Source organism: Halomonas ramblicola (assembly GCF_030409215.1).
GTDB lineage: Bacteria > Pseudomonadota > Gammaproteobacteria > Pseudomonadales > Halomonadaceae > Halomonas > Halomonas ramblicola.
On sequence record NZ_JAUFPL010000011.1, the window covers coordinates 9,240 to 33,661 of the forward strand.

Annotated in this window: 21 protein-coding genes; 10 read left to right on the plus strand and 11 right to left on the minus strand. The window is 69.5% G+C overall.

Annotation, left to right across the window (positions count from 1 at the left end; translation table 11 throughout):
- Positions 1 to 318: thiamine pyrophosphate-binding protein (locus QWY80_RS02225; protein ID WP_494337372.1), on the minus strand; the 318-nt coding region annotated here is incomplete at its 3' end.
- Positions 319 to 586: 268 nt separating this feature from the next.
- Between QWY80_RS02225 and metK the strand changes: the two genes are divergently transcribed.
- From metK to ahcY, 3 genes are all read left to right on the plus strand, one after another.
- Complete coding sequence (gene metK, locus QWY80_RS02230) at positions 587 to 1,807, plus strand: methionine adenosyltransferase (protein ID WP_290229044.1); 1,221 nt, start codon at positions 587 to 589, stop codon at positions 1,805 to 1,807.
- Positions 1,808 to 1,901: 94 nt separating this feature from the next.
- A complete protein-coding gene (ligB, locus tag QWY80_RS02235; protein WP_290229045.1) occupies positions 1,902 to 3,590 on the plus strand; it encodes an NAD-dependent DNA ligase LigB in 1,689 nt (562 codons plus the stop codon).
- Between the two features lie 66 nt (positions 3,591 to 3,656).
- Positions 3,657 to 5,066 (plus strand): adenosylhomocysteinase, encoded by a 1,410-nt coding sequence (gene ahcY / locus QWY80_RS02240; RefSeq protein ID WP_290229046.1) that lies wholly within the window; start codon positions 3,657 to 3,659, stop codon positions 5,064 to 5,066.
- Position 5,067: 1 nt separating this feature from the next.
- On the opposite strand, the gene QWY80_RS02245 is transcribed toward ahcY, so the two are convergent.
- From QWY80_RS02245 to QWY80_RS02255, 3 genes are all read right to left on the minus strand, one after another.
- Positions 5,068 to 5,526, minus strand: a complete 459-nt coding sequence (locus QWY80_RS02245; RefSeq protein ID WP_290229048.1) for a hypothetical protein — start codon at positions 5,524 to 5,526, stop codon at positions 5,068 to 5,070.
- A gap of 6 nt (positions 5,527 to 5,532) precedes the next feature.
- On the minus strand, positions 5,533 to 5,886 hold the full coding sequence (locus QWY80_RS02250) for a DUF6152 family protein (RefSeq protein ID WP_290229049.1): 354 nt from the start codon (positions 5,884 to 5,886) through the stop codon (positions 5,533 to 5,535).
- 73 nt (positions 5,887 to 5,959) lie between these two features.
- Entirely contained in the window at positions 5,960 to 6,898 is a 939-nt protein-coding gene (locus tag QWY80_RS02255; protein ID WP_290229050.1) for an AEC family transporter, read from the minus strand.
- A 153-nt stretch (positions 6,899 to 7,051) separates the two neighbouring features.
- Between QWY80_RS02255 and metF the strand changes: the two genes are divergently transcribed.
- Positions 7,052 to 7,894 (plus strand): methylenetetrahydrofolate reductase [NAD(P)H], encoded by an 843-nt coding sequence (gene metF, locus QWY80_RS02260; protein ID WP_290229051.1) that lies wholly within the window; start codon positions 7,052 to 7,054, stop codon positions 7,892 to 7,894.
- Positions 7,895 to 8,016: 122 nt separating this feature from the next.
- On the opposite strand, the gene QWY80_RS02265 is transcribed toward metF, so the two are convergent.
- The 4 genes from QWY80_RS02265 to prlC all read right to left on the minus strand — a co-directional run bounded on the left by QWY80_RS02265 (position 8,017) and on the right by prlC (position 13,948).
- Positions 8,017 to 10,209 carry a TRAP transporter permease gene (locus QWY80_RS02265; RefSeq protein ID WP_290229052.1) on the minus strand — a complete coding sequence of 731 codons (2,193 nt, stop codon included), beginning with the start codon at positions 10,207 to 10,209 and terminating at the stop codon, positions 8,017 to 8,019.
- A gap of 84 nt (positions 10,210 to 10,293) precedes the next feature.
- Positions 10,294 to 11,277: a TAXI family TRAP transporter solute-binding subunit gene (locus QWY80_RS02270; RefSeq protein WP_290229053.1), complete on the minus strand. Its 984-nt coding sequence runs from the start codon at positions 11,275 to 11,277 to the stop codon at positions 10,294 to 10,296.
- A gap of 326 nt (positions 11,278 to 11,603) precedes the next feature.
- A complete protein-coding gene (locus QWY80_RS02275; RefSeq protein WP_290229054.1) occupies positions 11,604 to 11,849 on the minus strand; it encodes a YheV family putative zinc ribbon protein in 246 nt (81 codons plus the stop codon).
- A 50-nt stretch (positions 11,850 to 11,899) separates the two neighbouring features.
- On the minus strand, positions 11,900 to 13,948 hold the full coding sequence (prlC, locus tag QWY80_RS02280) for an oligopeptidase A (RefSeq protein WP_290229055.1): 2,049 nt from the start codon (positions 13,946 to 13,948) through the stop codon (positions 11,900 to 11,902).
- 164 nt (positions 13,949 to 14,112) lie between these two features.
- Here prlC and QWY80_RS02285 point away from each other — a divergent pair, with 164 nt between their 5' ends.
- From QWY80_RS02285 to QWY80_RS02295, 3 genes are all read left to right on the plus strand, one after another.
- Positions 14,113 to 15,453, plus strand: coding sequence for a sodium-dependent transporter (locus QWY80_RS02285; protein ID WP_290229056.1), 1,341 nt, complete (start codon positions 14,113 to 14,115; stop codon positions 15,451 to 15,453).
- A 21-nt stretch (positions 15,454 to 15,474) separates the two neighbouring features.
- A complete protein-coding gene (locus tag QWY80_RS02290) occupies positions 15,475 to 16,023 on the plus strand; it encodes a gamma carbonic anhydrase family protein (protein WP_290229057.1) in 549 nt (182 codons plus the stop codon).
- Positions 16,024 to 16,110: 87 nt separating this feature from the next.
- A complete protein-coding gene (locus QWY80_RS02295) occupies positions 16,111 to 16,782 on the plus strand; it encodes a metal-dependent hydrolase (protein ID WP_290229058.1) in 672 nt (223 codons plus the stop codon).
- Here the strand turns inward: QWY80_RS02295 and QWY80_RS02300 are convergent.
- Genes QWY80_RS02300 through QWY80_RS02310 form a run of 3 tightly spaced genes read right to left on the minus strand, consistent with a single transcriptional unit; the run spans position 16,758 to position 20,837 of the window.
- The gene (locus tag QWY80_RS02300; protein ID WP_290229059.1) at positions 16,758 to 18,140 is read right to left on the minus strand and encodes a sigma-54-dependent transcriptional regulator; all 1,383 of its coding nucleotides are present in this window, start codon (positions 18,138 to 18,140) and stop codon (positions 16,758 to 16,760) included. The genes QWY80_RS02295 and QWY80_RS02300 overlap by 25 nt on opposite strands.
- Positions 18,133 to 20,058, minus strand: coding sequence for a sensor histidine kinase (locus tag QWY80_RS02305; protein ID WP_290229060.1), 1,926 nt, complete (start codon positions 20,056 to 20,058; stop codon positions 18,133 to 18,135). Before QWY80_RS02305 ends, QWY80_RS02300 begins: the two co-directional genes overlap by 8 nt.
- Positions 20,055 to 20,837: a GntR family transcriptional regulator gene (locus tag QWY80_RS02310; protein WP_290229061.1), complete on the minus strand. Its 783-nt coding sequence runs from the start codon at positions 20,835 to 20,837 to the stop codon at positions 20,055 to 20,057. Before QWY80_RS02310 ends, QWY80_RS02305 begins: the two co-directional genes overlap by 4 nt.
- 285 nt (positions 20,838 to 21,122) lie before the next feature.
- Here QWY80_RS02310 and QWY80_RS02315 point away from each other — a divergent pair, with 285 nt between their 5' ends.
- Genes QWY80_RS02315 through QWY80_RS02325 form a run of 3 tightly spaced genes read left to right on the plus strand, consistent with a single transcriptional unit; the run spans position 21,123 to position 24,003 of the window.
- Positions 21,123 to 21,878 (plus strand): (Fe-S)-binding protein, encoded by a 756-nt coding sequence (locus tag QWY80_RS02315; protein WP_290229062.1) that lies wholly within the window; start codon positions 21,123 to 21,125, stop codon positions 21,876 to 21,878.
- On the plus strand, positions 21,875 to 23,329 hold the full coding sequence (locus QWY80_RS02320) for a LutB/LldF family L-lactate oxidation iron-sulfur protein (RefSeq protein ID WP_290229063.1): 1,455 nt from the start codon (positions 21,875 to 21,877) through the stop codon (positions 23,327 to 23,329). Before QWY80_RS02315 ends, QWY80_RS02320 begins: the two co-directional genes overlap by 4 nt.
- Complete coding sequence (locus QWY80_RS02325) at positions 23,326 to 24,003, plus strand: LutC/YkgG family protein (RefSeq protein WP_290229064.1); 678 nt, start codon at positions 23,326 to 23,328, stop codon at positions 24,001 to 24,003. The genes QWY80_RS02320 and QWY80_RS02325 overlap by 4 nt, the downstream gene beginning before the upstream one ends.
- Positions 24,004 to 24,422: the final 419 nt, after the last annotated feature.

Below are 24,422 nucleotides of genomic sequence, written 5' to 3' on the forward strand. Positions count from 1 at the left end.
GGCATAGCCGAACTCGGGGTGGCCGGCGGTCTTGGAGTGCAGCTGGCGGAAGTTCTGCAGCTGCTCCAGGTCGAGGTCGTAGCCGGTGAGGTGGAGCAGGGAATAGAGGAGCATCGAGCCGTGGCCGTTGGAGAGCACGAAGCGGTCACGGTCGGGCCAGTGGGGATCGGCCGGGTTGTGCTTGAGGTGGTCGTTCCACAGCACCTCGGCGATGTCGGCCATGCCCATGGGCGCGCCGGGATGGCCGGAATTGGCCTTCTGGACGGCATCCATGGACAGCGCGCGGATGGCATTGGCCAGTTCGAAACGGGATGGCATTGGGTAGCTCCTCGCCTGCGGCAGAATATGCGTGCGGCCATCGCCAGGGGATGGCGCGGCCGGGCAGTCTGGCTGGATCGGTCGCCGCGGGGGCGCGGCGCGGTCGAATTCGGGCGCCTATTGTCGCCGACTTGACGGCGCGCTTCAAATCGTGGATGCCTGGGCGGGCCCCAGCGTGTAGACTCTTGATTCCGAAAAGAGGCCCCCAGGCCGGCGGGCCGACGACGCCCCGCCGCGGCCCCGTTGTGACACCAAGGTCGAGGACGCCATGAGCGAATACTCCCTGTTTACCTCCGAATCCGTCTCCGAGGGACACCCGGACAAGATCGCCGACCAGCTCTCCGATGCGGTGCTCGACGCCATCATCGCCCGCGACAAGCAGGCCCGCGTGGCCTGCGAGACCCTGGTCAAGACCGGCGTGGCCATCGTCGCCGGCGAGATCACCACCTCGGCCTGGGTGGACCTCGAGGCGCTGGTGCGCGAGGTGATCACCGACATCGGCTACACCTCCTCCGACGTGGGCTTCGACGGCGAGACCTGCGGCGTGCTCAACCTGATCGGCAAGCAGAGCGTGGACATCGCTCAGGGCGTCGACCGCGGCAAGCCGGAGGACCAGGGCGCCGGTGACCAGGGCCTGATGTTCGGCTACGCCACCAACGAGACCGACTCCTACATGCCGGCGCCGATCCACTACGCCCACCGGCTGGTGGAGCGCCAGGCCGAACTGCGCAAGCACCGCCTGCTGCCGTGGCTGCGCCCCGACGCCAAGAGCCAGATCACCTTCCGCTACGACGCCGAGGGCCGGCCCTGTGCGGTGGATGCCGTGGTGCTCTCCACGCAGCACGACCCGGGGATCGACCAGGAGGAGCTGCGCAAGATGGTCAGGCGCGAGATCATCGAGCAGGTGATCCCCGCCGAGTGGCTCACCGAGACCACCCGCTACCACATCAATCCCACCGGCAAGTTCGTGATCGGCGGCCCGGTGGGCGACTGCGGCCTGACCGGGCGCAAGATCATCGTCGACACCTACGGCGGCATGGCGCGCCACGGCGGCGGCGCCTTCTCCGGCAAGGACCCCTCCAAGGTCGACCGCAGCGCCGCCTACGCCGGGCGCTACGTGGCCAAGAACCTCGTCGCCGCGGGCCTGGCCGACAAGTGCGAGATCCAGGTCTCCTACGCCATCGGCGTGGCCGAGCCGACCTCGGTGTCGGTCAACACCTTCGGCACCGGCAGGATCAGCGACGAGCGCATCATCGAGCTGATCCGCGAGCACTTCGACCTGCGCCCCAACGCCATCACCCGCATGCTCGACCTGCTGCACCCCATGTACCGCCTCACCGCGGCCTACGGTCACTTCGGCCGCGAGCCCTTCGAGACCTCCTATACCTGGACCGATACCCAGGGCGAGGCGCATACCGAGACCTTCACCGCCTTCCCCTGGGAGAAGACCGACCGCGCCGCGGTGCTGCGCGAGGCCGCCGGCCTGTAGGTCATTTCCTACGGCGAATGACGGGCCCCGCCGGCAGCGCCGCGCGGGGCCCGTTGCTATGGTCGAGGGGAACCCTCGCCTCGTGGTGTGCCCCATGGCTTCCGTCGTCGCCACCGGCCGGCTGCTGCTCGTCGTCGGGTGGCTGTTCTCCGCTTCGGTGCTCGCCGCCTGCCCCGACCCTGCCCCCTCGGCTGCCGAGTTCGCGGCGCTGGCGCAGCGCATCGCCGAATGGGACGAGGCCTACTACCGGAGGGGCGAGTCGCCGGTCAGCGACGACGTCTACGACCAGGCCCGGGCGCGGCTGGATGAGTGGCGGGATTGCCAGCCGGCGATCGCCCTGCCCGAGGCCGCCGTGCCCGACCGTCCCGGCGGCGAGGCGGCCCATCCGGTGCCCCAGACGGGGCTGGCCAAGCTGCCGGATGCCGCGGCGGTGGGGCGTTGGCTCGAGCGCCGGGATGACGCCTGGATCCAGCCCAAGGTGGACGGCGTGGCGGTGACCCTGGTCTACCGAGGCGGCGAGCTGGTACGGGCCATCAGCCGCGGCGATGGGCGCCGCGGCCAGGACTGGACCGCGCGGGTACGGCGTCTGCCGGCGGTGCCGCAGCGGCTACCCGAGGCGGTAGACGCCGTGCTGCAGGGCGAGCTGTACCGGCGCCTGGCAGAACATGTCCAGGCCGAGGCCGGGGACGCCGGGGCGCGCGCCAGGGTGACCGGGCTGATGGCACGAGAAAGGCTCGATGACGCGGCGGCCGCCGAGGTGGGGCTCTTCGTCTGGGACTGGCCGGATGGCCCCGCGACGCTGCGCGCGCGGCTCGAGGGGCTGGCGGCGCTGGGCTTCGCCGACACGGTGGACTTCACCCATCCCGTGTCCGACCCGGCGGGCGTCGAGCGCCGACGCGACGCCTGGTATCGTGGCCCGCTGCCCTTCGCCACCGACGGCGTGGTGCTGCGCCAGGCCTCGCGACCGTATGGCCAGGCCTGGCGTGCCGAACCGCCGGCCTGGGCGGTGGCCTGGAAGCATCCGCCGCGGGAAGCCCTGGCCGAGGTGCGCGGCGTCGAGTTTCGCGTGGGACGCACCGGGCGCATCACCCCGCTGCTGCATCTCCTTCCGGTCGAGCTGGAGGGGCGCACGATCCGACGGGTCGGTGTCGGCTCGCTCGAGCGCTGGCAGGCGCTGGATATCCGCCCGGGGGACCTGGTCGTCATCGCCCTGGCCGGGCTGACCATCCCGCGCCTCGAGAGCGTGGCCTGGCGGGGCGTGGAGCGGCCGGCGGTCGCCGCGCCCGACCCCAGGGACTACCATGCGCTGAGCTGCCTGCGCCTGACCGAGGGATGCGAGGCGCAGTTCCTGGAACGCCTCGCCTGGCTTTCCGGTGCCGACGGCCTCGACCTGCCCGGCGTGGGGCCCGGGACCTGGCGGGCGCTGGTAGACGCCGGCCTGGTCGAGGGGCTGCTGGACTGGCTGGCACTGGAGGGCGCCGAGCTGCGGCAGGCCCATGGCGTCGGCGAGGCGCGTGCCGAGACGCTGCGGCAGGCCTTCGCGGCGGCCCGCTCACGCCCCTTCGCTGCCTGGCTCGCGGCCCTGGGCCCGCCGCCCGGCTGGGATGCCGGCGATACGCCGGACTGGGCCACCCTGGCTGGGCGCACGGGCCGCGACTGGCGACGGCGCTCCGGTATCGGGGAGGAACGCGCCGAGGCCCTGGTGGACTTCTTCGCCCATCCCGAGCTACGGCACCTGGCGGCCCGGCTCGGCGAGCTGAGCGTCGCGGGCTTCGGGCGTTGATTGTCGACCGCTTCGGTCCGCGCCTATAGTGAAGGTCTCGCTTTTCCCCGGAAGAGAGGTGACCGCATGACCGAGCCCGCCGTTTCCACCCCCGAGCCCCAGGACTACAAGGTGGCCGACATCGCCCTGGCCGACTGGGGGCGCCGCGAGATCCGCATCGCCGAGACCGAGATGCCGGCGCTGATGGCGATTCGCGCCCAGTACCGCGAGGCCCAGCCGCTCAAGGGTGCGCGTATCGCCGGCTGCATCCACATGACCATCCAGACCGCGGTGCTGATCGAGACCCTGATGGACCTCGGCGCCAGCGTGCGCTGGTCGTCGTGCAATATCTTCTCCACCCAGGACCACGCCGCCGCGGCCATCGCCGCCGCCGGCATCCCGGTGTTCGCCTGGAAGGGCGAGAGCGAGGAGGAGTTCTGGTGGTGCATCGAGCAGACGGTGGCGGGCCCCGACGGCTGGACACCCAACCTGGTGCTCGACGATGGCGGCGACCTGACCCTGCTGCTGCATGACAAGCACCCCGAGCTGCTCGACGCCATCCACGGCATCAGCGAGGAGACCACCACCGGGGTGCATCGCCTGCAGGAGATGCTGCGCGATGGCACCCTCAGGGTGCCCGCCATCAACGTCAATGACGCCGTGACCAAGTCGAAGAACGACAACAAGTACGGCTGCCGCCATTCGCTCAACGATGCCATCAAGCGTGCCACCGACCACCTGCTGGCCGGCAAGCAGGCGCTGGTGGTCGGCTACGGCGACGTGGGCAAGGGCTCGGCGGCCTCGTTGCGCCAGGAGGGGATGATCGTCAAGGTCAGCGAGATCGACCCGCTGTGTGCCATGCAGGCCTGCATGGACGGCTTCGAGGTGGTCTCGCCCTACCGCGGCGGGATCAATCGCGGCATGGAGAGCATCGACCTCGACCTGCTGGGCAGGATCGACCTGGTGGTGACCTGTACCGGCAACATCGGGGCCTGCGATGCCCCCATGCTCAAGTCCCTCAAGCGGGGCGCCGTGGTCTGCAACATCGGCCACTTCGACAGCGAGATCGACACCGCCTACATGCGCCGCCAGTGGCACTGGGAGGAGGTTAAGCCCCAGGTACACAAGGTCTACCGCGACAGCGAGCCCGGCGACTACGATCCCGCCAGCCGCGACTACCTGATCCTGCTCGCCGAGGGGCGCCTGGTGAACCTGGGCAACGCCACCGGCCACCCCTCGCGGGTCATGGACGGCTCCTTCGCCAACCAGGTGCTGGCCCAGCTCCACCTCTTCGAGCGGCGCTTCGCCGACCTGCCCCAGGCCGAGAGGGCCGAGGCCGTCACGCTCAGCGTGTTGCCGCGGCACCTCGACGAGGAGGTGGCGCGCTACATGGTGGAGGGCTTCGGCGGAGTGATCACCCGCATGACCGGGCCCCAGGCGGACTACACCGGCGTGCCGGTGGAGGGCCCCTTCAAGCCCGACAGCTATCGTTACTAGTTCAGACGAAGGCCAGGAAGCGCCCGCACGCCAGCACGGCGATCCACAGCGCCAGCGACAAGGCCCCGGCCAGGCGCTGGCGCCGGGGCGAGGCGTTGGCCGGCCCCGGCCCCAGGTTGAACGCGAGTGCGTTGACGATGGCCAGGGCGACCAGCACCAGCTTGAACCGGAACAGCGGCATGGCGGCATAGTCCAGCGGATCGGCGAGGAACAGCAGGGCCCCGGCGCTTATCGCCAGCCCCAGGCCGGCGATGGCCACCGGTTGCAGCAGGCGGGCCAGGGCGACCACCGCCAGTCGGCGTTGCCACCCCAGCAGGCGCAGATCCAGGGCGGCGATGGCGCCGACCAGCAGGGCGATGCCCAGCACGTGCAGGGCATTGACCACCGCGTAGCCCCAGCGCGACTGCTGGATCCAGTCGGCGATGGCGGTGTCGGCCAGCCAGGCCAGCAGCGCCGTCATGCCGCCTTAGATACGCCCGGGGTAGAGCACGTAGTGCTCCTCGCCGATCCACAGTTGCTCGGCCTTCATCAGGCGCTCGCCGGCGTGCTCGCCGGAGACGCGCAGCTCGACGCCCTCGGCGAGGTCGCCGTCCGCCAGGCCGGCGCGGGCGTTGCGCCAGGGCTGGCCGACCTCCACCGTCCAGGCCTCGCCCTCCACGTCCAGGCTGAGCTCGCCATGGGGATTGCCGAGGCGGGCGGCGGTGATGGTGCCGCTGAGCTCGATGGTCTCGCCGCCGGTCCAGCCGTGATGGGCCAGGGCCGGCGACAGCGCCAGCAGGGTGCCGACCAGTGCGGCCAGCAGGAAGTGACGTCGTGACATGGGCGGATCCTCGTGAGGCGACTCTTCCCTCAGGCTAGCCCGATGGGGGCCGGCTGCAAGCCCGCCGACGTCGTTACCGGATGCCGACCAGGGGCATCATCAGCCCCAGGTAGAGGGGGATCAGCAGCGGGGCGGCCAGGGTGGTGATCAGCACCGCCAGGGCCCCCTTGGCCGGGGCGCTGCCGAGCTCCATGGCCACCACCACCACGTTGGCGGCCATGGGCACCACGCCGAGCAGCAGGATGGCCAGGACCAGTTCCGGCGAGAGCGGGATCAGCGCCTGCAGGCCCAGCACCGCGGCCAGTGCCAGCAGCGGCCAGAGGCCGTAGCGGATCGCCACGCAGGCGCCGATAAAGCGCGGGTCGACCTCACGGATGTTCACCCGGCCCAGCGTCATGCCGATGATCATCATGCCCAGCAGGGTGTAGGTGGCGGGGAAGACCGCCATCCCCTCCAGGACGGCCTCGGGCACCTCGAGGCCCAGGCCGCTGGCCAGCAGCGCGGCCAGGAAGGCATAGACCAGCGGCAGGCGAACGATCTTGGCCAGGCTCTGGGCCACCGAGAACCGCCCCCGGGCGCTGAGGTAGAAGCCCACGGTGAACTCGTAGAGGGTGACCCCCAGCACGCAGAACAGGTAGAGCGTCACCCCTTCCGGGGGCAGCAGCACCAGGGCCAGGGGCAGGCCGAAGTAGCCGGTATTGCCGGTGCCGGCGGAGAAGGCCAGCAGGGCGGCCTCCTGGGGGGCGAAGCGCCCGCGGGCGAGGCGGCCTACCACCATCGCCAGCAGGCTGGCGGTGGCGAAGGTGGCCAGGGTCAGCAGCAGGTAGTCGGGGGTGGGGCCACCCAGGATCAGGGCGCGGAAGAAGGTCAGCGGGGCGATCAGGTAGATCAGCAGGGTGGCGACGGGGCGCGGGTCCACCGCCAGGCGGCGGGCGGCCAGCCAGCCCAGAGCGACATAGGCCAGCAGGGTCCAGAGTGGGCCCATCAGGGCGCCGGGATCGATGGCGTGCATGCAACCTCCCTGTCGAAAGCGCCATGATGCCTGCCCCCGGCGCCGAGGCCAACTTGAATGAAATCGATACGGCGACGCGAATCTTTCATTGGTGACCATGACCGGGAGTCGTCACAATGTCCGCATCATGCAGCCGTTTCATGAGGATCCCCGATGAGCACGCAGGAACACCCGCTGGGCATCAGCTTCGAGTTCTTCCCGCCCAATACCGACGCCGGCCGGGAGAAGCTGCTCGGGGTGCGCGACGCCCTGGCCGAGCGGCGGCCGCGCTTCTTCTCGGTGACCTACGGCGCCGGTGGCTCCACCCAGCACCGCACCCTGGACACCGTGCGCCGGATGCGCGAGTCGGGCATCACCACCGCGCCGCACCTCTCCTGCATCGGCAGCGAGAAGGGCCTGCTGCGCGATCTGCTGGCGCGCTACCGCGAGGAGGGCATCGATAGGCTGGTGGCCCTGCGCGGCGACCTGCCCTCGGGCATGGGTGGCATCGGTGAGCTGCGCTATGCCAACGAGCTGGTGGAGTTCATCCGCGAGGAGACCGGCGACCACTTCGAGGTCGCCGTGGCCGCCTACCCGGAGTCCCACCCCCAGGCGCCGAGCTTCGAGCATGACCTCGCGAACTTCGCCCGCAAGATGCGGGCCGGTGCCGACCTGGCCATCACCCAGTACTTCTTCAGCGCCGATGCCTACTTCCACTTCGTCGACCGGGCCCGGGCCCTGGGCGTCGAGGCCCCCATCGTGCCGGGCATCATGCCGATCACCAACTACACCAAGCTGGCGCGCTTTTCCGACGCCTGCGGTGCCGAGATCCCGCGCTGGGTACGCAAGCAGCTCGAGGCCTACGGCGACGACAGCGAGTCCATCGCCGCCTTCGGCGAGGAGGTGGTCTCGCGGCTCTGCCAGCGGCTGCTGGACGGCGGCGCCCCGGGCCTGCACTTCTACACCCTCAACCAGGCCGCCCCGACCCTGAAGGTCCTGGACAACATTCGCGGCTGAACAGGGCATGGTTGGCCCGTCGCCGGGCATCCACCGAAACGCCAGGGGCCCCGCCGATCGGCGGGGCCCCTGGCGTGTGGAGGCAGTGTCCGTCTGGCCCTGCCGTCGGCAGGGCCACGGGATCACCCGGAGGCGGCCGCCTTGGGGGTGCCGCCGCCACCGTGCAGGTTGCGCTGCATCAGGAACAGCGCGCCGCCGATGGCCAGGCCAGCCACGTCGGTGTAGATCCCGCCGTAGATCATGAACAGCGCCCCGACCAGCATGACCAGGCGCTGCCAGATCTTCACCGGGCCGAAGAACCAGGCCTGCACCACGCCCGCCAGCAGTATGATGCCCAGGGTGGCGGTGACGCCCACCCGCAGGATCTGCATGCCGCTGCCCTCCATCAGCATCGCCGGGCTGTAGAAGAACATGAAGGGCACGATGAAGGCCGCCAGGCCGATCTTGAAGGAGGCCACCGAGGTGCCCATGGCCTTGTCGCCGGAGATACCCGCCGCCGCGTAGGAGGCCAGCGCCACCGGCGGGGTGATCGCCGACACCACCGCGAAGTAGAACACGAAGAAGTGCGCCACCAGCGGCTGGATGCCGATCTCGATCAGGCCGGGGGCGACCACCGAGGCGGCCACCGCGTAGGCGGCGGTGGTGGGCATGCCCATGCCCAGCAGGATCGAGATACACATGGCGAAGAACAGCGCCAGCAGCTGGCTGACCCCGGCCAGGCCCAGCAGCAGCGAGGAGAAGCGGGCGCCGACGCCGGTCAGGGCGATGACCCCGACGATCAGGCCGGCGCAGGCGCACACGGCGATGATCTGGATCGCCATGGTGCCGGCCAGCTGCAGCGCCCGGAGGATCGCCTGGATGCCCATCTTGTGGGGCGAGAACCAGCTCACCACCGCGGCCGAGGCGGTGGCCAGGGTGCCGGCACGGATTACCGAGTAGCCCATGAACAGCGCGGCGATCAGGATGATGATCGGTGCGAACAGGTAGACCTGCTTGACCAGCTTCGAGAACAGCGGGATCTCCTCCTTGCGCATGCCGCGCATGCCCTTGCGGGCCGCCTCGAAGTCCACCATGCAGTAGATCGACAGGAAGTAGAGGATGGCGGGAATCAGCGCCGCCACGGCGATCTCGGTATAGGGGATGCCGGTGACCTCGGCCATGATGAAGGCCCCGGCGCCCATGATCGGCGGCATGATCTGCCCGCCGGTGGAGGCGGCAGCCTCGATGGCCCCGGCACTGCGTGCCGGATAGCCCACCTTCTTCATCAGCGGGATGGTCAGTGAGCCGGTGGACACCACGTTGCCGGCGGAGGTGCCGTTGATCATGCCCATCAGGCCCGAGGCGAAGATCGAGACCTTGGCGGGGCCCCCGCGGGCGCGGCCGGCCGCGGCGAAGGCGAAATTGACGAAGTAGTCGCCGACCTTGGAGGCCTGCAGGAAGGCGGCGAAGATGATGAACAGGATGATGTAGGTGGACGACACCGCGGTGGTCGGCCCGAGGATGCCGGCGTCGGTGTAGACCTGGCTGAAGAAGCGCCCCACCGAGAGTCCGGGGTAGCCCAGGAAGCCCGGCAGATAGGGGCCGGCGAAGACGTAGACCAGGAAGATCCCCGAGATGATCACCAGCGCCAGGCCGGCGACACGGCGGGTCAGCTCGAGGATCAGCAGCGAACCGGCGATCGCCGCGTAGGAGATGCCCATGGGCGCGAAGGCGGTACCGGTGGAGGCGCGCAGCGGGCTGTTGAACATCACCAGCAGGTAGCCGGCCACGGCCAGGGCGCAGGCCATCAGCACCAGGTCGGCGGGCGACAGGGCCTCGCGCACCTGGCGGTAGCCCCAGGAGAGCAGGATGCCGGCGACGGTGGCCAGGATCAGCGGATAGCCGAAGTGCCAGGCCTCGATCTCCGGGGCGATGCGCATGGCCCCCGCGCTCATCTCCTGGTACATCATCACCACTCGCACCAGGGCATAGAGCGCCGGGATCAGCATGGCGTAGCTCAGCCAGGCCATCCAGGCGGCGGAGCGCTGACGGTCATTGTCGGCGAACTGGGTGCCGGCATAGAGGCCATAGCCCAGCACCAGGGCGCCGGCGATATGCACGATACGGAACGACCAGGTCTCCAGCGGGAAGACGTTGAGCGAGACCAGGTGGAAGAGGGAATAGGCGACGGCCAGGATGCCGAACAGCAGCCACTGCCAGCCGGAATAGAGCCGGCGGTTGGACTCGACGGCGGCCTCGTCGACGCCCTCGACGTTGATCGGCTGAACGCCCCCCTCGGCGGGAGCGTCGTCACGGGATTCGGGAGTATGCGACATGGAAACACCCTTGGGTGTGGAACTGAACAGCAGGCAGGCTGCCCCGCGCCGGCGGTGCCGGCACGGGACGGCGGGACGGGAGGCTTACAGCTTCAGATCGTCGGGGATCTCGTAGCCGTTCTCCTCGTACCAGCGCACGGCGCCCGGGTGGAAGGGCAGTACGGTGTTGTACTGGATGTTCTCCGGCACGCTGAACTCGGCGCTGCGGTGCACGTCGCGCATCCTGTCGTTGTTCTCCAGGCTGAGCTTGGTGACCTCGTAGACGAAGTCCTCGGGCAGGTCACAGCCGGCGATGGTGAAGTTCCACATGGCGACGGCGCGGGCATCCTCCTCGAGGGTCTCGTAGGTGCTGGCGGGAATCCAGAACTCGGAGACCGGGAATTCCTCCATCACCTTGGCCTGCTCCTCCTCGGTGAACTCGATGATGTTCACGTCGGTCTGGACTTCGAGCTGGCTGACGGCGGGAATCGGGATGCCGGCGGCGAAGGCGATGACGTCGATCAGGCCGTCCTGGAGCTGGCCGCCCAGGTCGTTCCAGCCACCGTTGCGGCGGTCGAAGTCGACGCCCAGGGTCTCGAGCATGGCCGGGAAGTAGGTGTCGGAGGTGGAGGCCGCCGGGCCGAAGCCGATGCTGGCACCATCGGGGATGTCGGAGATCGACTCGATGCCGCTGCTCTCCAGGGCGGTGATGGAGAAGGGCGTCTCGTACATCGGGAAGAGCGCACAGACGTTGTCCATCGCCACACCCGGGGCGAGCGGGCTCTCGCCGGCCACCGCATCGGCGGCCGGGCCCATGGTGGTCAGGCCGAAGGCCACGTCGCCGCCGTGGACCAGGGCGAGGTTCTGGGTCGGGCCACCGGTGACCTCGCCGCCGCCGGAGAGGTCCAACTGGTCGGCGATCAGGTTGGCCCAGCCGGAACCGTAGACGAAGTAGGTGCCGCCCTGGCTGGCGGTGCCCACGGTGAAGTTATCGGGCCAGTCGCTGCGGTCCTGGGCGGAGGCCGAGGCGGCGACCAGCAGGGAACCGGCGAGGGTGCCGGCGAGCAGCTTGGTGGAAAGAAGACGCATGGCATGACTCCATTGCTGTTGTCGTTGGGATGTCCTCGACGGACGGTGTCGTAAGCCTGCCGTATCAGTCTGGCAGCTCTGTCACGACCTGCCGCCATCGGAAGGACGCGGCTTTCAACGAACCCTAGGGCAATGGATGGGCCAGAATAGAAAATCTCGTCTTTTATCAATAACGTGAATGCGTGGCGTGCGACCTTGGTCGAAGTCGGGGGAGCGGCGGTTTTCCGGTATCCCGCACGCCGTCACCGCTCCGTTGTGCGGGAATTCGCACGTCCCTCCCCGGCGGGCCCGGCACGCCGGTGGCCGGGTAACCCTGGCGAAGCGTCTCAGCGCCCCTTGGGGTCGAGGATCTTCACGGTCTGGATGTCCTGTGACGCCGTCTCCTCCCGCTGGCGGTTGACCCGGGTCTCCAGCTCGGGCGCCGCCTCCTCCTCGATGGGCAGCTGCTCGAAGAAGTCGCAGCTGACGCACTCCCGGTAGCGGATGCCGTTCTGCTCCCAGCTGCGGATGCGGTCCATCTCGGCACAGCGTGGGCAGATGGCGCCGGCGATGAAACGTTTCTGGACGGACATAAGGGCTCCTGGCGAGTGCCGCCGGGTGGGTCCGGCGGCGTGGGCGATATTCAAGCGGCACGGATGCCGCTGTGGCGGAGCAGCGGCTCGACGCTGGGCTCGCGGCCGCGGAAGGCGCGGAACAGCTCGGCGGCGTCGCGGGCGCCTCCCGCCTCGAGGATCTCGCGGCGGAAGCGCCGCCCGGTCTCGGGGTCGAAGACCCCCGCTTCCTCGAAGGCGCTCCAGGCGTCGGCGGAGAGTACCTCGGCCCACTTGTAGCTGTAGTAGCCCGCCGCATAGCCGCCGGCGAAGATGTGGCCGAAGCCGTTCTGGAAGCGATTGAAGGCCGAGCGCGGCACCACCGAGACGGCGTCACGCACCGCGTCGAGCAGCGCCTGGATCTCGGCGGCGGAGGGCGCGGCCAGCTCATGGTGCAGGCGCAGGTCGAACAGCGAGAATTCCAGTTGGCGCACCATGCCCATGGCCGACTGGAAGTTGCGTGCCGCCTGCAGCTTCTCCAGCAGCTCGCCGGGCAGTGGCTCGCCGGTGTCGACGTGGCCGGCGATCAGGTCGAGTCCCTCGCGCTCCCAGCAGAAGTTCTCCATGAACTGGCTGGGCAGTTCCACGGCGTCCCAGGCCACCCCGTTGATGCCGGAGATGTCGGCGATGGTCTGGCGGGTCAGCATGTGGTGCAGGCCATGGCCGAACTCGTGGAACAGGGTGGTGACCTCGTCGTGGGTCAGCAGCGCCGGCCTGTCGCCCACCGGCCGGGTGAAGTTGCAGGTCAGGTAGGCCACCGGCAGCTGCAGTGCCTCGCCCTCCAGGCGGCGTACCCGGCACTCGTCCATCCAGGCCCCGCCGCGCTTGCCCTCGCGGGCATAGAGGTCCAGGTAGAAGCCGGCGATCGGCCGGCCGTCCTCGAGGATGCGGAAGTAGCGCACATCGGGGTGATAGTGGGGGGCCTTCGCGTCCTCCTCGAAGCCGACGCCGTAGAGGCGCTCCACGACCTTGAACAGGCCGTCCACCACCCGCGGGGCGGGGAAGTAGGGACGCAGCTGTTCCTGGCTGATGGCATGGCGCGCCTCGCGCAGCTTCTCGCTGGCGTAGCCCACGTCCCAGGGCTCGAGGTCGTCCAGCCCCAGTGCGTCGCGGGCGTAGGCGGCGAGTTCGGCGAACTCCTCGCGGGCCTGGGGCACGGCACGCCCTGCCAGGTCCTCCAGGAAGTCGAGCACCTGACGGGGCGACTCGGCCATCTTGGTCTCCAGCGAATAGTCGGCGTAGCTGGCGAAGCCCAGCAGTTCCGCCAGTTCGCGGCGCAGGGCGAGGATCTCCTCCATGATCGGGGCGTTGTCGTAGCGCCCGGCCTGGGGGCCCTGGTCGGAGGCGCGGGTGACGAAGGCGGTGTAGGCCTCGCGGCGCAGCTCGCGGTCGTCGGCATAGGTCACCACCGGGAAGAAGCTGGGGAAGTCCAGGGTGATGCGGTAGCCCTCCTGGCCCTTGGCCTCGGCGTTGGCCTGGAGGGTGGCCAGGGCGCTCTCCGGCAGGCCGGCCAGGCGCGTGGCGTCGGCCAGGTCGAGGTGCCAGGCCTGGGTGGCATCGAGCAACTGGTTGGAGAAGGTGTTGGAAAGCTCCGAGAGGCGCGCCCTGATCTCGCCGTAGCGGCGCTTCTTCTCGGCGGGCAGGTCGACGCCGGCCAGGCGGAAGTCGCGCAGGGTGTTGTCCACGCTGCGCCGCTGGGCCGCATCGAGTTCCGCCCAGGCGGGGCCTTCCTTCAATGCCTGCCAGGCGGCGAAGAGCCCCTCGTGCTGACCCAGCCAGGTGCTGTACTCGGACAGCCTGGCCAGGCAGGCCTGATAGGCCTCGCGCAGCTCGGGGCTGTTCATGGTGCCGTTGAGGTGGGAGACCGGTGACCAGGCACGCGACAGGCGATCGTTGAGGGACTCCAGGGGTGCGGCCAGGCTCTCCCAACTGGGCGATGCCTGGCGAGCCTGCTCGACCAGCGCCTCGGTGGCGCGACGGTTCTCTGCCAGCAGCTCTTCGATGGCGGGGACCACGTGTTCGGCGCGGATCTCCTCGAAGGGCGGCAGTCGGTGGGGTTCGAGCAGCGGGTTGGCGGACATGGGTACCTCGATACCTGGGAGTGAGTGCCGTTTTAGATGCGGGCGACGGGGGCGGGTTTCAATGCACGGCGGCGCCCGGGGTTTGCCACCCCGGGTCGGCCTGCTAGGCTTTGCGCCCTTGTGACGGCCCGAGCGGCGGGCCGCCGAGCCCAGGAGAGGACGACATGCACGAGACGCTGGAGCGCTGGAGCACGCGGCGCGCCTTCATCCTGGCGGTGACCGGGGCGGCCGTGGGGTTGGGCAATATCTGGCGTTTCCCCTATATCACCGGCGAGAACGGCGGGGCCGCCTTCCTGGTGCTCTACGTGGCCTTCGTGCTGCTGCTGGGGCTGCCGGTGATGATGGCCGAGATCATGATCGGGCGCGCCGGACGGCGCAGCCCGATGCAGTCGCTCGGCCACCTGGCCGCCCGCTCCGGGGCCAGCCGCCACTGGCGCTGGCTGGGGCTGTTCGGTGCCGCCACGGTGTTCTGCATCCTTTCCTTCTACTCGGTGGTGTCGGGCTGGTCCATCGAGTTCCTGGTGGCCGCGATCAACGGCGATTTCCGCGGGGCCTCCGCCGCGGACATCGGCGCCGGCTTCGACGCCTTCCTCGCCGATCCGGCGCGCCTGACCTTCAACCACAGCCTGTTCCTGGCGATGACCCTGCTGGTGGTGGCCGCCGGCGTGGCCAAGGGACTGGAGCGACTCAACAACCTGCTGATGCCGCTGCTCTACCTGCTGCTGGTGCTGCTGGCCGGCTATGCCGCCACCACCGAGGGCTTCGGGGTGGCGCTCGGCTGGCTGTTCCTGCCCGATTTCTCGGCGCTGACGCCGCTGGTGGTGATGCACGCCATGGGCCATGCCTTCTTCACCCTGGCGGTGGGGGCCTGCGCGCTGATGGCCTACGGGGCCTACATGCCCGACCACCAGAGCCTGCCGCGGGCGGTGGGCGCGGTGGCCGTGCTCGATGTGGCCGTGGCGCTGCTGGCCGGCATCGCCATCTTCTCGGTGGTCTTCTCCCAGGGCCTGGACCCGGGTGAGGGGCCGGGGCTGATGTTCGTCACCCTGCCCATCGCCTTCGCCGAACTGCCCTGGGGGGCGTTGTGGCTGAGCGTCTTCTTCCTGCTGCTGCTGCTCGCCACCTGGACCTCCTCGATCAACCTCGCCGAACCCATGGTCGCCACCCTGCAGGGCTGGGGACTGCGCCGGGGACTGGCCACCGCCGTGGTCGGCGTGGCGGTATGGTCCCTGGGGATGCTGTCGGTGTTCTCCTTCTCCAGCCTCGCCGAGACTCGGGTGTTGTTCGGCATGAACCCCTTCGAGCTGGTCAGCACCATCCCCCCGGAGGTCTTCCTGCCCCTGGGCGGGCTGCTGATCGCCATCTTCGCCGCCTGGGTGATGCCCGAGGAGGCGGCGCGGTACGCCCTGGACGTGGGGCCGGGCGGCTTCCGCCTGTGGCGGGGCGTGGTGCGCTGGGTGGCGATCCCCCTGACGCTGGTAGTATTGGTGGCAGGCCTGTCCTGAACCCGACACGAGGAGAGAGTGATGAGCGAAACGACGGCCATTCGGCCCTGGGCCGGCAAGCGCCCGGTATTCGGCGAGCGCGTCTACATCGACCCGGCCAGCCTGGTGCTGGGCGACGTGGAGCTGGGCGACGACTGCTCGGTATGGCCCATGGCGGTGATCCGTGGCGACATGCATCGTATCCGCATCGGCGCGCGCGTGAGCGTGCAGGACGGCTGTGTGCTGCACATCACCCATGCCAGCGACTTCAACCCCGGCGGCTTCCCGCTGACCATCGGTGACGACGTGACCATCGGCCACAAGGCGATCCTCCACGGCTGTACCCTGGGCAGCCGCATCCTGGTGGGCATGGGCGCCATCGTCATGGACGGCGCCGTGGTGGAGGACGAGGTGATCATCGCCGCCGGCGCCGTGGTGACGCCAGGCAAGCATCTGGAAGGCGGCCACGTCTACGCCGGCAACCCGGCCCGTGCGTTGCGCCCGCTGAAGGAGAAGGAGCGCGCCTTCTTCCCCTATACCGCCGGCAATTACGTGAAGCTCAAGGACGAGTACCTCGCGGAATCCCCCTAACCCATTGATTTTCATTGCCTGAACGGGCGATAATCTGGCGATTTATCCAGTATTTATCGTCCAGGACTTCAGGGAGCCCGTTCCGGCATGGCCGATTTTCGTACCCATCTCAGTGCCGCCGTGGGGGGCGGTGTCCTGCTGGCCGTGGCCGGTTGGCGGGGAGACCTCTGGACGCCGGGCGAGGCGCTGTCGGTGGCGATGCTGACCGCCTTCGGCGGCATCCTGCCGGACATCGATTCCGATCATTCCCATGCCGTGCGGCTGATCTTCAATACCCTGGCCATGCTGGCGGTGGTGGCGGGCGCGCTGTTGCTGCACTCCCGACTGGAGCCGGGCGCACTGCTGATGGCCTGCGGGGGGCTCTATATCGGCGTGCGCTACGTGCTGAGCCCGATCTTCAAGCGCTTCTCGGTGCACCGCGGGATCTGGCACTCGCTGCTGGCCGCCGCGCTCTGCGGACTGATCACCAGCGCGGCCGGCTACCGCTTCCTGGCCCTGGAGCCCGGGCTGGCCTGGGCCCAGGGCGTGGCGGTGCTGGTGGGGTTCCTCATCCACCTGCTGCTCGACGAGCTCTACAGCGTCGATCTCACCGGGGCACGCCTCAAGCGCTCCTTCGGCACGGCGCTCAAGCCGTTCGACTACCGTGAGCCGGTCAACTCGGTCCTGATGCTGCTGCTGGCCGCGGGACTCACGCCCTGGCTGCCCACCTGGTCGGCGCTGGATGAGCTGGTCGCTCAGGGCTCGGCATTCTGGCGGTAATCCTCGGCCCGCAGGCCGTACTTCCTGAGCTTGTCGTAGAGGGTCTTGCGCGGCAGGCCGAGGCGCTCGCTCACCTCGCTGACGCGGCCGCGATGCCGTGCCAGGGCCTGGTCGATCAGGCTCTTCTCGAACAGCTCCACCTGCTGGGGCAGCGGCAGGTCCCCGGCCTCGCTCTCGGCGCCCTCGAGCAGTGCCTCCAGGCGGTAGTCGAAGGCGGCGCCGAGCAGCACGTAGCGTTCGGCGAGGTTGCGCAGCTCGCGCACGTTGCCTGGCCAGTCGTGGGCCAGCAGGGCGCTGATGCCGGCGGCGTCCAGGGAGGGGGCCTCCAGGCCGCTGCGGTTGGCGGCCACCACCGCGAAGTGCTGGAACAGCAGCGGGATGTCCTCGCGGCGTTCGCGCAGCGGGGGGATCGGCAGGGTGACCACGTTGAGGCGGTAGTAGAGGTCCTCGCGGAAGCGGCCCGCCTCGGCGGCGGCCTTGAGGTCCTGCTTGGTGGCGGCGATGACCCGGATGTCCAGCGGCACGGCGAGGTTGGACCCCAGCCGCTCGACGGAGCGCTCCTGCAGCACGCGCAGCAGCTTGACCTGCAGCGACAGCGGCATCGACTCGATCTCGTCGAGGAACACCGTGCCGCCGTCGGCGTGCTCGAACTTGCCGATACGGCGTTCCACGGCGCCGGTGAAGGCGCCCTTCTCGTGGCCGAACAGCTCCGACTCGATGGTGCTCTCCGGCACGGCACCGCAGTTGATCGCCACGAAGGGGTGTCCGGCGCGGGCACTGCGTTCATGGATGGCGCGGGCCACCAGGTCCTTGCCGGCGCCGGTCTCGCCGAACAGCAGCACGTCGGCCTCCACCTGGCTGATGCGCTGGGCCATGGAGGCCAGGCGCTGGAGGGCCGGCGTGCGGCCCACCAGGCGTGGCCCGGGCGCGGCCTGCTGGGCCTCCAGCTCGGCGCGCAGCTGGCGGTTCTCGACGCTGAGCCGACGCTTCTCCACACCGCGGCGTACCACCTCCACCAGACGCTCGACGGCGAAGGGTTTCTCCAGGAAGTCCCAGGCCCCCTCGCGCATCGCCTCCACCGCGGTGGAGATGTCGCCGTGGCCGGTGATCAGGATCACCGGGAGGTCCGGGTCGCGGCTTCGCACCTCGCGCAGCAGCGCCATGCCGTCCATGCCGGGCATGCGGATGTCGCTGACGATCACGCCCGGGAAGTCGGGCTCCAGCGCCGCCAGGGCCTCCTCGGCGCTGGCGTAGGGCTCGGGGGCGTAGCCGGCCAGCTCCAGGGTCTGGCCGGCGGTGATGCGCAGGTGGGGCTCGTCATCGATGATCATCACCGGAATGGCCGCCGGGTCATGCATGGGAGGCACTCTCCTGGTCGTGTCGGGCCCCGGTCAGCGCCGGGCGGCGCTCGCGGGGCAGGCTGATGGTGAAACGGGCGCCGCCCTCGGCGCGGTTACTGGCGGTGAGTCGGCCGCCCAGGTCGTCGATGATGCGCGACGAGATGGAGAGCCCCAGCCCCAGGCCGCTGCCGGGCGACTTGGTGGTGAAGAAGGGCTCGAAGATGCGGCCGAGGTACGCCTCGGGGATGCCCGGGCCGCTGTCCTCGACGACCAGCCGCACCTCGTCCTCCGGCGTCTCGACGCGCAGCACCAGCTGCGGTTGGGGGCGCCCGGCCATGGCCTGGAGGGCGTTGCCGATCAGGTTGACCAGGACCTGCTCCAGGCGCACCAGGTCGGCCCGCACCCAGACCGTGGTTTCCGGAAAGCGACGCTCGATGCGGACGTCGGCCTCCTGCAGGCGGGTCTGGAAGAGGCGCAGAGCGTACTCGAAGCAGTCGGTGACCGACACGGCGGAGAGGGCCTCGTCGCCCTTGCGCGAGAACTGGCGAAGTTGGGCGCTGATCTCGGCCATGCGCGCGGTCAGCTCGACGATCTGCTCCAGGTTCTGGTCGACGCTCTCCGGGCGCTGGCGCTCGAGGAAGGCGCGGGCGTTCTCGGCGTAGGCGCGGATCGCCGCCAGCGGTTGGTTGAGCTCGTGGTTGATGCCGGCGGCCAACTGGCCGAGCACGGCGAGCTTGGCCGCCTGGATCAACTCGTCGCGGGTCTGGCGCAGGTCCTCCTCGGCACGCCTGCGCTCCTCGATCTCCCCCGAGAGGCGGCGGTTGGTCTCGACCAGGTCACGGGTGCGGCGCTCCACGTTGCGCTCCAGCTCGTCCCGGGCGCGGGCCAGGGTGCGTCGCTCGCGTTCGGCGAACAGCTCGCGCTCGCGGCGCAGTCGCAGGCGTTGCCAGCCGATGCCGCCGCCCAGCAGCACGATGCCGTAGAGGCCGCCAGCCAGCAGGGCGGAGACCCATTGGGCCTGGACCACCGGGGTCATGGGTTTGAGGATGTGCATCTCCCAGCCGAACTCGGACAGCGTGCGGGTCAGGCCCAGGTAGCGCTCGCCGGCCAGCGGCCCGTCGGCGAAGCTGACCAGTCGGCTGCGCTCGCCCAGCGGTTCGATGACCTCGAAGCCGGAGTGCGCGAGGGGCTCATCGGCGTAGCGACGGGTGTCCAGCAGCGCCCGGCGCTCCTCCCCGGAGAGCGGGTGCAGCGAGGCCAGGCGCAGCTCGGGGCGGCTGGCCATGAAGATGATGTCGTCGGCGTCGGTGATCAGCAGCTCGGCATCCTGGTCGGCCCAGCTCGCCTCCACGGCATCGAGCAGCACCTTGACCACCATGACGCCATCCGGGGTGGCATCGGGGGCGGTGTCGTCGAGCCACACCGGGGCGGAGAAGTAGTAGCCGCGCTCCAGCGACTGCACGCCCAGGCCGTAGAAACGTCCCTCGCGACCGGCGATGGCGTCGCTGTAGTAGCTGCGGAAGGCGTAGTTCTGGCCGATGAAGGTGTCGGGGCGGTGCCAGTTGCTGGCCGCCAGGGTGTCGGCATGGCGGTCGAGCAGGTAGATGTCGGAGACGTCGGCGGCGGCGCGGAAGCGGTCCAGCAGCAGGTTGAGCGGCATGGGGTCCTGGCTGGCCGGGGACGCCAGGAAGCGCCGCACCGCCTCGCGGGAGGCGAGCAACTGGGGCAGGTAGTCGTGCCGCGAGAGGTGGCCCGACAGGCCCGCCGCCGAGAGGCGCAACTCGTTGTCGGCATCCTGGTGAAGGTCCTGCAGCGCCTGGACGCGCGCCACCTCGGCGGCCTGCCACATCACCACGCCGAGTCCCAGTGGGACGAGCAGCAGCAGCCAGCGCCGCCAGGCGGTCGGCAGGCGGGTGGCGGGTTGGCCCCCGGTCACGTGGAAGGCTCCCGTCGAAGCGGCATGGCCTGGGCGCGGCGCAGGGCGCGTTGGGCGCGGGTCTCGGCGCGTTCCGCCTCGAGCAGGCCCTCCTCGACGAACACCAGGTGTTCGTGGGCCCGGGCGCGGGCGTCCTCGGCGCGACCCTCCAGGATGGCGTCGAGCAGGGCGCGGTGCTGCGCCATCAGCTGCGGGCGTGCGTCGGGCTTCTCGAAGAGGTGGGCGAGGTTGTCGACGATACTGCGCTCCAGGAGATGGAAGATGCCGCGGATGGTGTGCAGCAGCAGGACGTTGTGGGCGGATTCGGCGATGGCCAGGTGGAAGGCGGCATCGGCCTTGGCCTCCTGGGCTGGGTCCTGGCCCTTGAAGCGCTCCTCCAGCTCCTCGAAACGCTTGATCAACAGCGCCTTGTCGGTGGGGGTGGAACGCAGTGCGGCGTAGTAGGCCGAGATGCCCTCCATGGCGTCGCGGAATTCCAGCAGATCGAGGTGGAACTCCTGGTGGCGGGCGAGCATCTCCAGCAGGGGGTCGCTGTAGCCGGAGGTCAGCTCCTCGGTGATGAAGGTGCCGCCGCCCTGGCGGCTGAGCAGCAGGCCCCGCGCGGCGAGCTTCTGGATCGCCTCGCGCAACGAGGGGCGCGAGACGCCGAACTGCTCGGCGAGCTCGCGCTCCGGGGGCAGGCGCTGGCCGGGCTTGAGGCTGCCTTCGAGGATCATCGCCTCGAGGCGCTCGGTGATCACGTCGGCGAGGCGCGGCTGGCGCACGGGCTGATAGGCCATTACGAGGCTCCATGGTGGATCGGCTGGGCACATGGTACGACAACGAATTGGTAATACCAATAAGCTCGATCGAGGCCGCCCTGGGGAGCTGGGGGCACTTGTCTTTTCAGTGGCTTGCATCCAAGTGCTCGGGTGGTCTACCAAAGTATAGGGGGGCGCGAGAGGAAAAGCGTCGCCGTCGGTTTGACAGCGTGCCGGGCGGCTCCTAAGGTGCGCTAACGCCGCCGGGTAAAATGGTTTTACCAATTTTCGGCGCCCCCCGTCAGTCACTCGAGGATCCTGTCGATGACGCCCGTCAAGCTCTACCCGCCCAGGCCGGACAAGGTCTACTTCTTCGGTACCTGCCTGATCGATCTCTTCTACCCCGAGGCGGGACTGGACGGCATTCGGCTATTGGAGCGGGAAGGCATCGAGGTGGTATTTCCCGAGGATCAGACCTGCTGCGGCCAGCCCGCCTACACCTCCGGCTATCACGACGAGGCGCAGGCGGTGGCGGCGGCCCAGCTCGATCTCTTTCCCGAGCCCTGGCCGATCATTGTACCCTCCGGCTCCTGCGGTGGCATGATGCGCACCCATTATCCGCCGCTGTTCGCCGGCACCGACCGCGAGGTCCAGGCCCGTGAGGTGGCCGGGCGCGTCTTCGAACTCACCGAGTTCCTGGTCCATGTCTGCCATCTCCGGCTCGAGGACCGCGGCCGGCTCGAGCGGGTGGCCATGCATACCTCCTGCAGCGCCCGGCGCGAGATGGGGCTGGCCGAGACCGGGCCGGCGCTGCTCGCCCGGCTCGGGGCGGTGGAGCTGGTCGAGCAGGCGCGAGCCGCCGAGTGCTGCGGCTTCGGTGGTACCTTCGCGGTGCGCCATCCCGAGGTCTCCGCGGCCATGGTGGAGGACAAGACCCGGGCCATCGAGGCGGCCGGCGCCGACTGCTTCGTTACCTCCGACTGCGGCTGCCTGATGAATATTGCCGGGCGCTTCGAGCATCGGCAGAAGGCGATCCGGGGCGAGCATATCGCCAGCTACCTGTGGCGGAGGACCTCATGAGCGTGCAGCACGACTCGGTTCAGACCTATACCCCTCGCGACTTCCATCGCCAGGCCCACGAGGCCCTGGAGAACCCGCAGATCCGCGCCAACTTCCGCAAGGCGATGGATGGCCTGATGACCAAGCGCCGCGACGTCTTCGACGACTGGGACCTGGAGACCCTGCGCGAGCTGGGGGCCAGCATCCGCCTGCGGGCACTGGCGAAGCTGCCCGACCTGCTCGAGCGGCTCGAGGCCAACTGCGAGGCCAACGGCATCCGGGTGCACTGGGCCGAGGACGGCGAGGAGGCGTGCCGGCTCATCGGCGAGATCTGCCGATCCCATGACGCCACGTCGGTGATCAAGGGCAAGTCGATGGTTTCCGAGGAGATGCACCTCAATACCCACCTGGAGGAGGCCGGCATCGAGGCGCTGGAGTCGGACCTCGGCGAGTACCTGGTGCAGCTCAACGAACAGACGCCCTCGCACATCATCATGCCGGCGATCCACCTCAACACCGACGAGATCTCCAGGATCCTCCATGACAAGACCGGCACCGAGCAGACCCGCGACGTCGACACCCTGACCGCGGCGGCCCGGGCCCAGCTGCGCGAGCGCTTCATGGCGGCCGACGTGGGCGTCTCGGGGGTCAACTTCGCGGTAGCCGAGACCGGCACCCTGTGCCTGGTGGAGAACGAGGGCAACGGGCGCATGACCACCACGGTGCCGCCGGTGCACATCGCCGTGACCGGCATCGAGAAGGTGGTCGAGCACCTGCGTGACGTGCCACCCCTCTATGCGCTGCTGACCCGCTCGGCCACCGGCCAGCACGTCACCACCTACTTCAACATGATCTCGGGGCCCAGGAAGCCCGAGGAGCATGACGGTCCCGAGGAGGTCCATCTGGTGCTGGTCGACAATGGCCGCTCCCGCATCTACCAGGACGACGAGCTGCTCGACACCCTGCGCTGCATCCGCTGCGGCGCCTGCATGAACCACTGCCCGGTCTACACTCGGGTGGGCGGCCATACCTACGGCACCACCTATCCGGGGCCCATCGGCAGCATCCTGATGCCGCACCTGATGGGCCTGGAGGAGACCCGGGACCTGCCCACCGCCTCGAGCCTGTGCGGTGCCTGCGGCGAGGTCTGCCCGGTGAAGATCCCGATTCCCGACCTGCTGGTGCGGTTACGTCGCGAGTCGGTGGGCGAGGGGCGAGGCAACGTGCCCGGGGCCGGGGTGAAGCGGTCGACGAGGGAGGTCGCCGCCTGGAAGGGCTTCCAGTGGCTGGCCACTCATCCCCGCGCCTGGCGCGGCGGCACGGCCCTGGCCGGCAAGCTGAAGGCGCTGATGCCCGCGAGGCTCGGCCCCTGGACCGAGTACCGCACCGCTCCCAGGCCGGCGGGCGAGTCCCTGCACGCCCTGGTGAAGCGGCACCGTGCGAAGCGGGCCACCGAGGAGGAGCGCTCATGAGTGCCCGCGATGCCATTCTCAAGCGCCTGCGCGAACGCACCGATGGCCCTCTGAGTGCCCCCGAGAGCGACTTCACGGTAATGACGAAGCGCGGCTGGAACCAGGCGGAACGGCTCGAGAGCTTCGAACGCTGGATCACCTCGGTGCATGGCGAGGTGATCCATGCCGGCCGGGGTGACTGGACCGCGGCGCTGGCCCGTATCCTGGAGGCCAAGGGCATCCGTCGGCTGGCGCTGGGACGCGACCACCCGGTGGCCGCCGAGGCGCGTGCCGCCCTGGCCGAGTCGGCAGTGGAGTTGGTCGACGTGAACCGCGATATCGAGACCTGGCGGCGTGAGCAGTTCGAGTCGGTCGACGCCGGCCTGACCTCCACCCGCGGGGGCATCGCCGAGACCGGCAGCCTGTGGCTCTGGCCCACGCCGGACGAGCCGCGCCTGATCAGCCTGGTGCCGCCGATCCATATCGCCGTGCTGGACGCCGAGGCCATCGCGGACACCTTCTTCGATGTGGTGGAGCGCCACGGCTGGGCCGGCGGCATGCCCACCAACGCGCTGCTGGTCTCCGGGCCGAGCAAGACCGCCGATATCGAGCAGACCCTGGCCTACGGCGTGCATGGTCCCCGCGAGCTGGTGGTGCTGATACGTCACGAGGGCTCGCCTCCGCAAGGGACCTGAAATTTTCCCATCGAAAGGGCTTGCGAGGCCTCGGGGAAATCCGTAAAGTACGCATCCGCTGCCGGCGACGGGTCACGTTGCCAGCGGTGGAGAGGGGCAGAAGTGCTTGTTCTGTCTGAGGTTTTTCGGAAGGTGTCGAAAGGGCTCGGTTGACAGGCGCGGCGGATTCGGTAGAATGCGCCCCACTCGCTACGGAGTCCGCTGAGGGCTCGATCGGCGGTCGCTGAGGCGGCGAGTCGGGTCAACGGCAAGGGTCTTTCGAGGCGCTTCGCCAAGCGGAAAGAACGCGGTTGACAGCCGGCGCCGATCACGTAGAATACGCCTTCCTCGCAGGGCGCCGGCGAGGTCGCTTCGGCGGCACGACGGCCAGCGAGACGCTCTTTAACAATCGATCAGGTAATTCATGTGGGCGCTTGTCG

Bases quoted from the DNA above. Each gene is read 5' to 3' on its own strand.
- QWY80_RS02310 (WP_290229061.1), bottom strand. From the start codon at position 20,837: ATGGCCTATCAGCCCGTGCGCCAGCCGCGCCTCGCCGACGTGATCACC.
- ligB (WP_290229045.1), top strand. From the start codon at position 1,902: ATGGCTTCCGTCGTCGCCACCGGCCGGCTGCTGCTCGTCGTCGGGTGG.
- QWY80_RS02275 (WP_290229054.1), bottom strand. From the start codon at position 11,849: ATGTCCGTCCAGAAACGTTTCATCGCCGGCGCCATCTGCCCACGCTGT.
- QWY80_RS02320 (WP_290229063.1), top strand. From the start codon at position 21,875: ATGAGCGTGCAGCACGACTCGGTTCAGACCTATACCCCTCGCGACTTC.
- metK (WP_290229044.1), top strand. From the start codon at position 587: ATGAGCGAATACTCCCTGTTTACCTCCGAATCCGTCTCCGAGGGACAC.
- prlC (WP_290229055.1), bottom strand. From the start codon at position 13,948: ATGTCCGCCAACCCGCTGCTCGAACCCCACCGACTGCCGCCCTTCGAG.
- QWY80_RS02250 (WP_290229049.1), bottom strand. From the start codon at position 5,886: ATGTCACGACGTCACTTCCTGCTGGCCGCACTGGTCGGCACCCTGCTG.
- QWY80_RS02290 (WP_290229057.1), top strand. From the start codon at position 15,475: ATGAGCGAAACGACGGCCATTCGGCCCTGGGCCGGCAAGCGCCCGGTA.
- QWY80_RS02245 (WP_290229048.1), bottom strand. From the start codon at position 5,526: ATGACGGCGCTGCTGGCCTGGCTGGCCGACACCGCCATCGCCGACTGG.
- QWY80_RS02255 (WP_290229050.1), bottom strand. From the start codon at position 6,898: ATGCACGCCATCGATCCCGGCGCCCTGATGGGCCCACTCTGGACCCTG.
- QWY80_RS02325 (WP_290229064.1), top strand. From the start codon at position 23,326: ATGAGTGCCCGCGATGCCATTCTCAAGCGCCTGCGCGAACGCACCGAT.
- QWY80_RS02270 (WP_290229053.1), bottom strand. From the start codon at position 11,277: ATGCGTCTTCTTTCCACCAAGCTGCTCGCCGGCACCCTCGCCGGTTCC.
- QWY80_RS02300 (WP_290229059.1), bottom strand. From the start codon at position 18,140: ATGCATGACCCGGCGGCCATTCCGGTGATGATCATCGATGACGAGCCC.
- QWY80_RS02285 (WP_290229056.1), top strand. From the start codon at position 14,113: ATGCACGAGACGCTGGAGCGCTGGAGCACGCGGCGCGCCTTCATCCTG.
- QWY80_RS02265 (WP_290229052.1), bottom strand. From the start codon at position 10,209: ATGTCGCATACTCCCGAATCCCGTGACGACGCTCCCGCCGAGGGGGGC.
- QWY80_RS02315 (WP_290229062.1), top strand. From the start codon at position 21,123: ATGACGCCCGTCAAGCTCTACCCGCCCAGGCCGGACAAGGTCTACTTC.
- metF (WP_290229051.1), top strand. From the start codon at position 7,052: ATGAGCACGCAGGAACACCCGCTGGGCATCAGCTTCGAGTTCTTCCCG.
- ahcY (WP_290229046.1), top strand. From the start codon at position 3,657: ATGACCGAGCCCGCCGTTTCCACCCCCGAGCCCCAGGACTACAAGGTG.
- QWY80_RS02295 (WP_290229058.1), top strand. From the start codon at position 16,111: ATGGCCGATTTTCGTACCCATCTCAGTGCCGCCGTGGGGGGCGGTGTC.